The organism is Alphaproteobacteria bacterium (assembly GCA_023898745.1).
Taxonomy (GTDB): Bacteria; Pseudomonadota; Alphaproteobacteria.
On sequence record CP060237.1, the window covers coordinates 522,260 to 535,310 of the forward strand.

The 13,051-nt window shown below is 36.9% G+C and carries 17 protein-coding genes; 8 read left to right on the plus strand and 9 right to left on the minus strand.

The window, feature by feature from the left end:
- Positions 1-2 precede the first annotated feature (2 nt).
- Positions 3-392, minus strand: a complete 390-nt coding sequence (locus tag H6850_02570) for a hypothetical protein (protein USO01977.1) — start codon at positions 390-392, stop codon at positions 3-5.
- A 45-nt stretch (positions 393-437) separates the two neighbouring features.
- Between H6850_02570 and H6850_02575 the strand changes: the two genes are divergently transcribed.
- The 4 genes from H6850_02575 to H6850_02590 all read left to right on the plus strand — a co-directional run bounded on the left by H6850_02575 (position 438) and on the right by H6850_02590 (position 4,822).
- A complete protein-coding gene (locus H6850_02575) occupies positions 438-884 on the plus strand; it encodes a hypothetical protein (protein USO01978.1) in 447 nt (148 codons plus the stop codon).
- A 142-nt stretch (positions 885-1,026) separates the two neighbouring features.
- The gene (locus H6850_02580; GenBank protein USO01979.1) at positions 1,027-2,664 is read left to right on the plus strand and encodes a transglycosylase SLT domain-containing protein; all 1,638 of its coding nucleotides are present in this window, start codon (positions 1,027-1,029) and stop codon (positions 2,662-2,664) included.
- Positions 2,665-2,945: 281 nt separating this feature from the next.
- Positions 2,946-3,479, plus strand: coding sequence for a peroxiredoxin (locus H6850_02585; GenBank protein USO01980.1), 534 nt, complete (start codon positions 2,946-2,948; stop codon positions 3,477-3,479).
- Positions 3,476-4,822, plus strand: coding sequence for a UDP-N-acetylmuramoyl-L-alanyl-D-glutamate--2,6-diaminopimelate ligase (locus H6850_02590; GenBank protein USO01981.1), 1,347 nt, complete (start codon positions 3,476-3,478; stop codon positions 4,820-4,822). Before H6850_02585 ends, H6850_02590 begins: the two co-directional genes overlap by 4 nt.
- Before the next feature lie 31 nt (positions 4,823-4,853).
- On the opposite strand, the gene H6850_02595 is transcribed toward H6850_02590, so the two are convergent.
- From H6850_02595 to H6850_02620, 6 genes are all read right to left on the minus strand, one after another.
- Entirely contained in the window at positions 4,854-5,492 is a 639-nt protein-coding gene (locus H6850_02595) for a hypothetical protein (GenBank protein USO01982.1), read from the minus strand.
- Between the two features lie 187 nt (positions 5,493-5,679).
- Positions 5,680-5,982, minus strand: a complete 303-nt coding sequence (locus H6850_02600; protein ID USO01983.1) for a hypothetical protein — start codon at positions 5,980-5,982, stop codon at positions 5,680-5,682.
- Positions 5,983-6,096: 114 nt separating this feature from the next.
- Positions 6,097-6,432, minus strand: coding sequence for a hypothetical protein (locus tag H6850_02605; GenBank protein ID USO01984.1), 336 nt, complete (start codon positions 6,430-6,432; stop codon positions 6,097-6,099).
- Between the two features lie 124 nt (positions 6,433-6,556).
- Positions 6,557-7,150: a hypothetical protein gene (locus tag H6850_02610; GenBank protein ID USO01985.1), complete on the minus strand. Its 594-nt coding sequence runs from the start codon at positions 7,148-7,150 to the stop codon at positions 6,557-6,559.
- Positions 7,151-7,204: 54 nt separating this feature from the next.
- Entirely contained in the window at positions 7,205-7,558 is a 354-nt protein-coding gene (locus H6850_02615; protein USO01986.1) for a hypothetical protein, read from the minus strand.
- A 226-nt stretch (positions 7,559-7,784) separates the two neighbouring features.
- Positions 7,785-9,683, minus strand: coding sequence for a UvrD-helicase domain-containing protein (locus H6850_02620; GenBank protein USO01987.1), 1,899 nt, complete (start codon positions 9,681-9,683; stop codon positions 7,785-7,787).
- A 115-nt stretch (positions 9,684-9,798) separates the two neighbouring features.
- Here H6850_02620 and H6850_02625 point away from each other — a divergent pair, with 115 nt between their 5' ends.
- The gene (locus tag H6850_02625) at positions 9,799-10,128 is read left to right on the plus strand and encodes a hypothetical protein (GenBank protein USO01988.1); all 330 of its coding nucleotides are present in this window, start codon (positions 9,799-9,801) and stop codon (positions 10,126-10,128) included.
- An 18-nt stretch (positions 10,129-10,146) separates the two neighbouring features.
- On the opposite strand, the gene H6850_02630 is transcribed toward H6850_02625, so the two are convergent.
- Entirely contained in the window at positions 10,147-10,716 is a 570-nt protein-coding gene (locus tag H6850_02630; GenBank protein USO01989.1) for a hypothetical protein, read from the minus strand.
- A 90-nt stretch (positions 10,717-10,806) separates the two neighbouring features.
- Complete coding sequence (locus H6850_02635) at positions 10,807-11,082, minus strand: septum formation initiator family protein (protein USO01990.1); 276 nt, start codon at positions 11,080-11,082, stop codon at positions 10,807-10,809.
- A 167-nt stretch (positions 11,083-11,249) separates the two neighbouring features.
- Between H6850_02635 and H6850_02640 the strand changes: the two genes are divergently transcribed.
- From H6850_02640 to H6850_02650, 3 genes are all read left to right on the plus strand, one after another.
- Entirely contained in the window at positions 11,250-11,663 is a 414-nt protein-coding gene (locus H6850_02640; GenBank protein ID USO01991.1) for a DNA polymerase III subunit chi, read from the plus strand.
- Positions 11,632-12,303 (plus strand): ABC transporter ATP-binding protein, encoded by a 672-nt coding sequence (locus tag H6850_02645; protein ID USO01992.1) that lies wholly within the window; start codon positions 11,632-11,634, stop codon positions 12,301-12,303. Before H6850_02640 ends, H6850_02645 begins: the two co-directional genes overlap by 32 nt.
- A 150-nt stretch (positions 12,304-12,453) precedes the next feature.
- The gene (locus H6850_02650; GenBank protein ID USO01993.1) at positions 12,454-13,011 is read left to right on the plus strand and encodes a hypothetical protein; all 558 of its coding nucleotides are present in this window, start codon (positions 12,454-12,456) and stop codon (positions 13,009-13,011) included.
- The last annotated feature ends 40 nt before the right edge of the window (positions 13,012-13,051 follow it).

The following is a 13,051-nucleotide window of genomic DNA, read 5'->3' on the forward strand; positions in this document are numbered from 1 at the left end:
GCTTATTCATCCGAATTCGTGACATTTAAATAGATATATTGCGCAATCACTTCACCAATGTTGATTTTGTCGTCTTCCAAAATTTCCACATCCTGCTGTATGTCAAATTTTTCAATGTCGTCTTCATGTTTTACCAGATAAAGCTCTATTTTATCTTCAACATTGATATCTTGATTATTATGTTTTACGGATGATGTGACATTACCTTCAAGCACTAAACACGGTATGACACTATCATCGCGTCGAATTGTAAACTCTCCCTTAATAAATGGAACGCTCTCAAAATCAAACCTTTCCTCCACCGCGTTTAAATCACTAGGGGTTGCTTCAAATGAAAAAACCTTCTGTTTTTTAACGTCTATAAGTCTGTTCATTGCTTTTACACCCTGCATTTCTTATTATTATTAATAGGATGAATTCATCAGCAAAACAATATTTTGAAAAAAGTTTATCATTTTTTATTAGCCATCACCTGTCTATTCCTCACAGCGTGCGAAGGGAGAATTGAAACCTTTGGGTTTGAGAATTTAAAAGAAGAAAGTGCACATCTGGTTGTGAAAGAGGATAATAAACAATCTGTTTTGCAAAAATTTAATGCTCCAAATGCTATGTCCGTGGATCAAAAGAGTTGGTATTACGTATATTTAGAAAAAGAATATGTTGCATTTTTTCAAGGGAAAATTATCAATGATATATTGTTGAAACTTACCTTTGATAAAGAAGGAAATTTGGTTAAAAAAGAACTCATAGATCATTTTTTGAAGAAGCAAGTGATGTTAGAATACACAACACCCATCGAGCGCTCTAAGAAAAGCGATAACTATATTGCTGAAATTTTTGGCAACATCGCGCACACAGCTTCTGAAGAGGGTAGGGCTGGTTAAATAAACTCGTCATCACAAGGCGCATGAAATGCGCCGTGGTGATCATGGCCACGCTCCGATCGCCATGACGGTGTTTTTTTCAGGATGACGTGAGTATCAAATCAGTGTCATAATAAAACAAGAACTTAAAAACCTAAAAAGAATGCTCCTTTTGTTTGCCAATTTAGCATTATGGAAAGAAATGACAGATCCTAATGTCACGCATTCTTTTAAAGATATTCAAGCATTTTTAGATAAATACCCCAGATGGCCGCGCGAGAAAAAAGTAGTTGAAAAGGGTGAGGTATATATCACAACAAAAACACCCAGCGCAAAAGCGCTGGGTTGGTTTCGTAAATACAAACCAATATCTTTGCAGGCACATGCAGTGTATATCCATCATTTACCAAAGCATAAAAAAGCTCAGCATATCAGGCATATCTGGCAAACGACGTGCATGACGTTAGATGAGCAGATGGAGTGGTATAAGAAGTATCTTACTTATTTAAATCGCAAAGCGCATTTAAGACGATTAGATTTTTTATATGTAACAAAACAGTCGAATATGCTCTCAGCTTACGGCTTGCTAGTTTCAAAATTTAAGAGAAATGCCAAATTTCGGCATGACTGTCTAGAAAAAAAACCGAGAATTAAGTTACTTAAAACACCTTCACGTGGAGAAACTTTGGCGTATCTGCATCACTTAAGATCCAAAGGACGATTTGATGATATTTATCTGATTTTGAGGAATTTCAAGCATGATCAAAATACTTTTGCGCAGCAATGGGCGTATGAAAGATTGAGGCTTGCGAAGGAATTGGTTCAAAAAAAGAGACCTAGAGAGGCTTATGAAATATTGGATAAAGGGCCTTTAAGAGGATCTCATTTGCAAAACGATGTTGTGATTTTTAAGATTGAAATTGGATATCACCTTTTAGGTTACAGAAAGAAACTTGTAAAGCCGCTGCAATATATTTATGCACGCAGCGGCAATCCAAGCTCAAAGAGTTACGCAGCTTATTACCTTGGTATGATTCAAAATGATACTGAATGGTTTAAAAAAGCCACATCCTACCCAACAACATATTTTGGTCAAAAAGCTTTAAAGAGATTGAAATTAAAATCGCCACCTTTCATGATTGCGACAAAATTTACCAAGCAAACAGATTTGATCAAAGCTTTATTTGCTCTAGATACATCTGATCCTGAGGTATTAAAGGAGTTTATATTTGCTGTCATGAGAAGGGATGTAAACACACTAGATCAAGCCGCCGCTTTTATTGAAAAAGTTGATCAAAAATTTGGCCCGCCTTTTACTTTATGGGCGGGATTATATGCTCAGATGAGGTTTAGCAAAACGCCAAAACTTAAATGTTTGTATCCAACATTACCAGGTGTAAAGAGCCCATTTTATTTGGGGATTATCAAGCAAGAAAGTTTATTTGATCCAAGAGCAAGAAGTTGCGCAAATGCTTTGGGGTATATGCAGCTTATCAGAAAAACGGCATGCAAATATGCAGGCTACGCTGCAACAGAAGAAGAAATATTAGATCCAAAAAATAACCTTGAGTGGGGTGGTCGTTATATTTGTGCTTTGAAAGACATATACAATCATTCAGTTGTTTTGATGCTGTGTGATTATAACGCTGGTGATTTTAATGTCAAAAAATGGGTGGATATTTATGGTGATCCAAAGAAGATATCAGAAGAAAAATTTATTGCGCTGATTCCATTTAAAGAAACAAAGCATTATGTGAAGCAGGTATTGGCGAATCAGGAAGTTTATAAGGAGTTGATGTAGGAGAAATATAGGCACGTCATCACGAATCCGCCGTAGCTTTAGCGAAGGCGAGATGTGGTGATCCAGAAAATATGGATGGCCACGATTTTCTGACAAAAATCTCGCCATGACGAGCGTCTTTTATATTTATCTTCTTCATTTATTTTTACCTACAAATTGTTTATCATGGGTATATATAAGTTTCGTCATCCTGAGTGCGTAGCACGAAGGATCTTCTTGCGACATACTCAAAAAGATCCTTCGCTGTGCTCAGGATGACGGGTGTACATAAGGAGAAGCGCATGATTAAAGTTGGTGACCAATTCCCAAAATTCCACCTTACAGCAGTTGTGTCTAATGATATTGATGATGCATTTGTTGAAATAAATGAAGAAAGTTACAAAGGTAAATGGCAGGTGATTTTCTTTTGGCCAAAGGATTTTACGTTTATTTGCCCAACGGAAATTTTAGCATTTGATGCAATGTTGCCAGAGCTAGAAAAAAGAAATGCAGTGTTGTTAGGTGGAAGTACAGATAATGAATTTGTTCATTTGGAGTGGAGACGTCAAAAGTTGCCAAATATCAAATTTCCAATGCTTTCAGATCTAAAGAGAGACTTATCAACAGCCCTTGGAATTTTGGATGAAAATGAAGGTGTGAGCCAACGTGCAACATTTATTCTTGATCCAGAAGGTATTGTGCGTTTTTCTATGGTTACAGATCTAAGTGTAGGAAGAAATCCTCAAGAAGTTTTGCGTGTCCTTGATGCGCTGCAAGAAGGTGGGTTGTGTCCTTGTAACTGGAATAAAGGGGATGAAACTTTAACACCTTCATGATCCGAAACGATTCTCGAACTGTCAAAAAAGGCGATACATTTGTATGTGTCCCAAATCCTAAAGAAGAAGAATATATAAAAGATGCGTTAGCACGTGGCGCTACCACAATTATTGGGCAAAAGCATTTATCGCATTTAGCACCAGATTTTATTGTTACAGATAATCCTAGATTATATTTAGTCCAAGAGCTTGCGAAAGCAAGAAACTATAAGCAGCCTGAGTATTGTGTTGCTGTTACAGGAACCAATGGTAAAACATCTGTTGTGACCTATTTGCGTCAAATCTGGAAACATCTAGGCGTGAAGGGTGCAAGTCTTGGTTCTCTTGGATTAGACTGGGATTTTTGTCATCACGCGTCTCGCGAAGCGGGGTGTGGTGATCCATCATGGATGGCCACAGATCCTGCGGATCTTCGCCATGACGATGCATTTAAATTAACCACTGTAGATCCGATAGTGTTTAGTCAAATACTGGAATTTTTACCTGCAGATTATTTCGCATTTGAAGCTTCAAGTCATGGGCTCGATCAACACAGAACAGACACATGCAAACTCGCAGCAGTTTGTTTCACAAACCTCACAAATGAGCACTTGGATTATCATAAGACAATGGAAGAATATTTCCAATCTAAGCGCAGATTATTTACAGAGTTAGCTGGTCCCGAGACGCTCAAAGTGATTTATAAAAACTGCCCTTATGGCAGGCGACTTATAAATGAAAATTTTCCCAATACTGTTACATACGGGGATGAATTTCCATTTCCTACAGATGACTTACAAATATTTGGTGAAGCGCAACTGCATAACCTAACAGCAGCCGTTTTATTATCTGGTTTTTCTTTAGACCGTGTGAAGCCAATTTTACCGCTTCTTACGCCACCTAAAGGGCGTATGCAATATGTCGGCTCTAACAAAAAAGGTGGAAAGATTTTTGTTGATTTTGCGCATACACCGAATGCGCTGCAAAATGTTTTGGAAATGTTACGTCCAATTACACAAGGTAATTTAATTGTTGTATTTGGATGTGGCGGTGATCGCGACAAAACCAAGCGCCCTATGATGGGAAAAATTGCATCAGACTTAGCTGATATGGTGATTATAACTGAAGATAATCCTAGATTTGAAAACCCTGATTTGATTCGAAAAGATATTATGGAAGGCGCATCGTTTGCTTTTGAAATTCATGGTCGAGAATTAGCGATTGCACATGCGATATCTATTGCTAGATCGAATGATGTTGTTGTGATTGCTGGAAGGGGTGATGAAAAATATCAAAAGATTCAAGGGAAAGAATATGAGCTACATGATGAAACTGTCATCAAAAAAATGCTCGCAGTTGAATAAGAGATTAACCAGGACGTACCCAGAAAATCTATTAGTCGTCGTTTTTCAAATCGAGCGCATCTTCAACTTGAAGATGCCCAAGATTTGAGAGTGTTTTTAAGACTTCGGCACCTTCTTCAAGGCTATTTGTGTGAATAATCGTTTTTCCAGTTGGATTTTTCCATATAATATCACCACCGTTATCTCTTAGTGCTTGGAGTTGAGCAATGACATCCTTATTCCACACTAAGTCTTTCCCAATCGTAATGCCAGGTGTGTTATCAGGAGCAATTTTATTAGATTCTGTTAGTGCAAAATCTCCAGCTCTATTTTGCCTATACTCGGAAAGCGGATCATCTTCACCAATATCAGTGTATGAATCTTTTGCAATTTGCACCGCGTCAGACGCCATTGCATTCATCTCTTCTACAGCAGCAATGAGCTCATTCAATTCTGCAATTTCTTCTGGAGATTTTGCTTTTTTACGAGCTTTTCTCAATTCATATTTTGCTTGGTTGGTTTGAGATTTTGCTTCGAGAGCTTTGTTTTTTGCAATTTCAGCCTCTGTTTTTGCGCTATCAATATCGCCATCATTTTTTCTGTTTTTTGCATTATTTGCAGCTGCTGCTGCATCTTGCTTTATACTTTCTACAGAATTTTTTAATGACGATAAAATATCTTTGTATGACATTTTTAAATGTTCCTTTCATGATCTGGGAGGATTTTTCCTCCCCATAAAAGCGAACATTTTTTTGTCATTCCGAGTGAAACGAAGGGTTTTCTCATAATAGATCAAAAGATTCTTCATTTTACTCAGAATAACGGTGTCTTTCAATTCAATGGGAAGGAAAGAAGTTTACACTTCTTTCAACTTATTCTTACCAAGTAAGGTTTAGACAATGTCTCAATTCTACAGCGTCTTGATCACTGCTAGTTAGTAGATTTTTAAGCGCTTGAATACCATCTGTACAAATTGTTGTACGTCCGTTGCAAGTGCTATTCCAAGAAATATCCACTTTCTCACAAATCGTTTTAAGACTTGCTTGTGTATCTGCATCTAATTTAATGCAACATCCAAGACTAAATTTTGGAGTGTTATCTTCTAGCGTTTCGCAGTTTGTACACTCTGAAGTAGTCGTTGTTGTAGTCGTTGTATTGTTGGTTGTTGAACCCCATGTCATAGTTTTTGATCCTTTCTTCCGAGGAAGTTGATTCTTCCTCATCAAATTGAGAAAAATTCCCTCAATTCAATGGGGAAGAAAGGGAAAGGATCAAAGCATTATGACATTGTTAACTTAACCGTCGCATTTCTCAAGGTTTAATGCGTCAGACAATTCTTCTGTTGCAAGAACATGTCTTAGTTTGCAAATATCCATAGTTACAACAGTTCTGCAACCAGATTTAGTGTGATGCTCAGGGCAAGTTTCACATTCATAGTTCCAGATAATTGTATCTGCGTTATGCTTTAATAGTTCCAACAATGTTGTTACGTTAGGTCCGTTGCTGAATCCTTCTTCTGTTTTTTCTAAGTCAAAAACAAAGCAGCATCCTAAGAAAATCCAAGGTTTATTTGATTCTGGTTGCGTGCAATCTGGACAGCCTGGACAGTTGTTTTCAGTTGTAGTCGTCATTATGATTCCTTTACATATATACTGTACGATGCTTATCGTGCATCTTTATTAATTTATATTTTTTAATGTTCCAATTTATTCAGATTGCATATTGCAGCAATCTTCTAAAAATAAATGTAAAAATTTATTTCAAGAAGACAGCCCATCCTGTTAAAAAATTGTTGTTCATCGCATGTTTTAATTGTTGCAAATCATTAAAACATACAAGCGTTTTGCCATGGCCTGGAGATGACCATGCAATATCGCCATTTCTTTTATGAAGCTCTTGTATAGTTGCAACGCTACTGCCTTCAACTACCTCATATTGGTTATCTATCTTTTGAGTATCCCAAGTCAAACAATCTCCAAGAGCTATAAAAGGAGATTCTTTAGGATTTGTATTACATTTTTCTTGCAAACAAGAATTTGAAATACTTATTTCCTCTTCAACTGTGATTATTTGAAAATCATAGTTCAAGTTTTTAAACATCATGGGATGGTTTTTGTTGACATTCACAACTTGTAGTTGATTGCCAAATAGATTGATATCAATAAGTTCAAGAAGAGCGGTCAAAATCTCTGTATTAATTTTTCTTATATCGTACAAATAAAGGGTTTTTGTTTGAACACGGCCTAATACATCCAAGATAGCATTTTTGTTTTCTAGAGATACCTTTTCTTCATAGATATCCCACTGAAAAATTGCCGCTTTTTTAGACAAAAAATAAATACTTAACATTTTGATACCGTTCCTTTAAATAATGTTCATGAGCTCGAGGCGCTTTAGCTATTATTAATAGTCAAAGCTTGTACCTTCGCCTTCGCCTTCTTCGTCTGTTGCTGTGCCACCTTGAAGAACCGTTTTAAGATTTTGAATTGCATCTTGCAATTGACATATGGATTTCATACAAACAATTGTGTTTCCATGACACTTTGATGCCCAAAGAATTTTTCCTTCTTCTTCAATGAAGCTTTTTAATGTTGCTACGTTGCTGCCTGCAGGAATAGTATAAAGACCACTCTCTTCTCTTTTTGTGTCCCACTTTACGCATTTTCCAAGTGTTATGATAGGATATTGAGGCTTGAAATGGACTTCATGTTTCTCGCACTTTGCACAATCGTCTTCTGAATATAATGTCGTCGTCATAAAAAGCTCCTTATCATTAGCAAATATCATTTTGTTCTGAACTTATTATATCAAATAGTCATTAATATTTCAATATAAATTTAATATAAATATATAAAATATAAGTAAAAAATTGTATTTTTTTATAATGCCTGGCGTTGAGCGTCATCACGAGGAGCGGAGCGACGTGGTGATCCATTGTGGATGGCCACACCCGCCTGCGGCGGATTCGCCATGACGAGGCTGGTTACTCATTCGAAACAAAATAAAATCGATCTTTAGCCCTTGTAATAGCCACATACAACAAACGTTCATTTTCTTGTTGCTTGAGCAGTTTTTTTTGCTCTCTGATTTGTGTAATAGACTCATGATAAAGATCAGATGGTGGGGTAGTATAAAGAGAGTTTGTTGCAATATCATACATAAATGGCTCATATGGTTCTCGGTCATTGCTATCAAATAGATAGACGATTGGAAACTGGAGACCTTTAGCGCTATGAATTGTCATAAGGGAAACGGCGTTGGTTTCTTTGTCAGACTCATAGTAAATAGCATGATTTTCAAGATATTCTCTCAAAAGGTAAAAGGTTGGTGCTTGTAAATTGGCCAACACATCTATAAGTGCTATAAACATAGGCTCTGGCACAACATTCATAAGCGCAGCAACCATTTCTGCAACATCGTTAAACTGCATAGGAACACCTTTTTGCTTTAGCGTAGAGCGTTCATAGAAAAATAAACTGTACGGATCGTTTGGATGATAAATTTGCAGATTAATTAAATGCATAAGTTCTTTTATGAGCGGTTCATCTTGAAGGGGGTGTTTTTTGTCGACATTTACAGGAATGTTATTTTCCTTTAGGAATTCAAGGGCATTTTCAAATGTTTGATCGCGTTTGCGGAATAATAATAGGATATCCTGCGGCTGTATATATCTCGCATCATCCTGGGCGTTCTTATCTCCGTTATCCTGAAGCGCAGCCGAAGGATCTTTTTGCGTGTGACTCAGGATGGCGCGGATGTGCCCCAAATCTGACACAACCTCGTAATGACCTTCTCCCTTTCTATGATTTTCTTGCGGTGGAATATTCAAATTTGGACACTTTTCTTTGGCTAAATCTGTAATGGTTTTTAGTGATCGATAATTGTTTGTAAGTGTTTTTTCTTCAAAGTCACTAATAGATCTCAGATAGTCCTTGAAATCCTGATAATACTGAGGCGAAGCATCTTGAAAGCTATAAATGCTCTGCTTTTCATCACCTACAACAAAAACGCTTTGTGCATTTTCAATAAGTTTTTTGAAGAAGATCCACTGATGAAAACTGGTGTCTTGTGCTTCATCTAGTAGTACATGATGAAAATTTTTCGTAGCTTGATAAAGATTTGCAGGATCATTGAGTAATTCCGTTGCTTCTAGAATAAGATCATTAAAATCATATCCATTTTTGAGTTCAAGATAATGCTTCATAATATGATTTATATGATATAAAAGCTTATAGTTTTTCTCCATCCACTCATGCGTTTTGATGTTTTGAACTTGCTGATAAACTTGTTCAGCCTGGGCTGCAAGCGCAGGCGCAAGCTTTTTGCGCACAGTGCCTTTGGTTGTAAGGTAGAGATCTGGATGTTCCACAGGCTCTGGTGCAGTTTGCTCTTTATAAAGAAATGTTGCGACAGGGGTGCGTGTTTTATACAAAACTTTTTTAATGAGACTAAGAAAATGGTAATAAGAATATTGATTACTCAATTCTTTAGCTGCAGCTGGATTTTCTTGAAAATATTTTGAAACAGCTTTTCTAAGGATTATTTCTTGATCATAATCATCAAAAATCCGAGGGATTTCTATGTTTTTAATGGATTGGACGATGTTTTGTGCCACGCTATGAATGGTTTTAATTTGTAGATCGGTTGAGGGCGTCATGGCGAGCGAAGCGTAGTCATCCATTAGATCACCACGGAGCGAAGCTCCTCGTGATGACGTTGCGCTTTGGATGCGCTCCTGCATTTCCCTTGCTGCATTATTTGTAAACGTAATACATAAAATATTCTGTGGTTTCACACCTTTATTCAGTAACTCTAAGCACTGATTTTTTAAGGCTGTCGTTTTTCCAGTCCCAGCAGATGCGTTAATCCAAGTGGCTTTCATTTTTATATATATCAATTATTCATGTTTAGTATAAGATTTTTAAGATGAAAAAATAACTTGCTTATAAATTTAAGATTTCTATAAAATGAGGTTCAAGTTTCGTGATTTAATAAAGATGTTTTCAGTTTTTGTATTAGGTGCTTCAGATTTTTCACAGAACGAGGTTAGGGTAAGTATACATACAGGTACTCATGAGTGGGTTGTGCATTCCAATTGGACATGTTTGCAATTTTTTGAAAATTTTATAAAAAAGTTTGCTCCCCAGGAGTCTTTTGGATTGTGGATCTTAAGAGGTGCTTTTGAGGAGTGTCTGATTAATGGGCATGAAATAGCGACTCAAAAGAATACCTTGATAAATGATACTCCGTGGGGAAAGTTTTTGTTTAAAACAAAAAAAGATCAGCAAATAAAAATTACAGTTTGTGATAAGTTTGAACGAAAATGACAATTTTTATTTACTGCATTATGCAGAGACTTTACCTGAATGTACCTCAACTTCATATGACACAAGGCCAGATTTTGCCCCAGTCGCATCAAATACATTCTCTGTCACACGTAATTTGTTAAAACGAAACACAATGGCAATTTCTTTTCCGCCAATGATCTCAGTATGATCAATGTACGCATTGTAGTAAGAAAATTCTTTTTGCACAGAGATATCATCTCCGACACTCTTAAGCTTACGAATTGTAACGTGTTCTATTCGTGTGCGCTTAGATTCTTTATCCAGGATTCTGGTATAAGCTTTGTTTGCAGGCACAACAATAAGCGCTTTGCTAAACTTAATTGCAGACTCATCTTCATGCGCGCCTACAGAGCCTTTGCTCAAGGAGGATACGCTTTGTGTAAAGGCATAAACAGGTCCGAAGTTCTCCAAATCTCCTTTTAATTCTGAATGAAATACATCATCCATTTGTATAACCCATCCAGGCACACCATGAAACCCTTCCACTTTGGCTTTTTGATACCAGTCAAGGTATTTGGCTGTGACATCCTTGCCATGGAAATCAATCTTTACTTCTGATTCAGACATTGTGTGTGTTATGAATAACTTTGAAGAATAAAAGGGGGAGCAGTATTAATTTTTGGTTAATACGCATCAGTGCGTCATGGCAAGTATTTGCTATCTCAGAATGATAACCTTCTCATCTTTCTTCGCATAACCCAAAACTACTCTTGCGCGTTCAGACAAAAGATCTCCATCTACATTACCTGGCTCTAAAAGTGTAACCATATGTTTTAATTCGTTCTTTTGTTCTGTTGATTTTTTCAATCTTACTTCGTTATAGGCAATCTCTCGTTTGAGGTGATGCCAAGACATCAAGCCATACTGCCCACTAATAAGATGGAATAAAAAGTATACACCGAATACAAAGGCAATGCCTTTAAATAATTTCATATGCCTTTTTGAAGCATTTCATTTCTAGGTTAATGTATCAAATTTTGCTATAGTTTCATAGAAGAATGACGTCATCCTGAGCCCAAGGCGAAGGATCTTCTCATAGCAAAACTCAGGAAGATCCTTCGTCACTTCTTTCCTCAGAATGACGGAGTGTAAGAGGTTCCGTGGAAACAACAATTTACAAAGTCGATGACGCGTTAGATTTTGCTGTGAAATTTTTATATAAACTTTATGAAAAAAATCATCGTGTGATGGTGTTATATCAAGATGAAGAGTTTGCAAACGAATTAGATCGTGTTTTATGGATCTTTAAACAAAGCGCTTTTGTGCCGCATGTTAAAGAAGATAGTCAGTTGGCTGAGATGACGCCTATTGTTTTAGCAAAGCAGAATGCGGCAAATATCAATAAAGCAGACGTTGTTTTGATGTTTAATCAGCTTGATGTGCCCGGAGAATACAGCAGGGTTGTGAAAGTTTTTGATGATCGGGCATTATATGAACAAGCCAAACAAAAGGATAAAAGCGCAATATGTTGGGTTCAAAAAGATGAAAAGTGGGAAAAAGAAGCAAACGGTTAGTCTTGAAGCAAAAAATTTATACAAAATCATCGATGGTGTAGAGATTTTGCGTGATATCAATCTCAAGATTTATTCTGGTGAAAAAATAGCTTTTATAGGCGAAAGCGGGGCTGGGAAAACAACTTTATTACAAATTTTGGGACTGTTGGATTCTTTGACCTCAGGCGAATTGATGATTTTAGGCAAATCTGTTGCTTGCATGAAGGATACAGAAAAAACAGATCTAAGACTCCGCAATATTGGATTTGTATACCAGCAACATCATTTGATTGAAGAGTTAACGGTTAGGGAAAATATCCTACTACCTTTGCGTATTGCGCAAAAAGATCATGAAAAAGATATATTAGACTTGGTTGAGAAGCTTGGATTATCAAGTCTATTAGATCGCATGCCGCACACGCTATCAGGCGGTGAAAAACAGCGCGTGTCTATTTTGCGTGCTGCAGCAAACTTTCCAAACATTTTATTGGCAGATGAGCCAACGGGTAATCTTGATACAGCAAATGCTGATGCCGCGATGGATCTGTTTCTCACATTGGTAAAACGCTACAAAATGACGGTTGTTATAGTGACGCATAATCTCGAAATTGCAAAGCGTATGGATCGTGTGATTCAAATGAAAGATGGTGTTTTTGTGTAAATCCACCAAATCTTGTACACTAAAGTAGGCGATTTAAAATGTTTTTATATGAAAAACATGATGAATCGTCATCCTGAGCCGGAGGTGAAGGATCTTTCTGAGACTGTTTCAAAGAGATCCTTCATTACTTCGCTCCTAGGGATGACGAGTATGTTACTTATTTTCACTACGGGCTGTACGCTTATTAATGAGCCATCAGATTCCATAAAAGAATTTGTTATACAATCTGAGCACGTTCTGCCTGTCAAAGTGAGGAATGAACGTGTAACTGTGCATGTGGTGAGCGATATTCCAACGGATCGACCATACATAAAAATGAATACGCGTGTGATGAAAAGTATTGCGGGTGCCCAATGGCATGAAAGCTTACCGATTATGATTGAGAAAACAATCGCACAAAATTTGCAGGATGCGGGGTTTGCAACCTATAGAAATCTGAGTGCGCAAGGTGATATTTATATGAAAATCACTATTCGACATTTTGGATTAGAGTGTTATGAAAAAACCAAACATCATACGGGCAAGAAGATTCATGCTGCTTATTTTGTGGAAGTTTATGATAAGCCAAGAGGTCGACTTGCTAAGAGTCAATTATTTGAAGTGTTCGAAGATTATGAATGGGTCAATGACGAAAAATATATTGAATCTCTCAATATGAGGCACGAGATCCTTGTAAAACGCATATATGATTGGGTGTTTGAGGAATAACTCAGTCATGGGGGGGAGTCTTCATTGCGAACGTTCATTA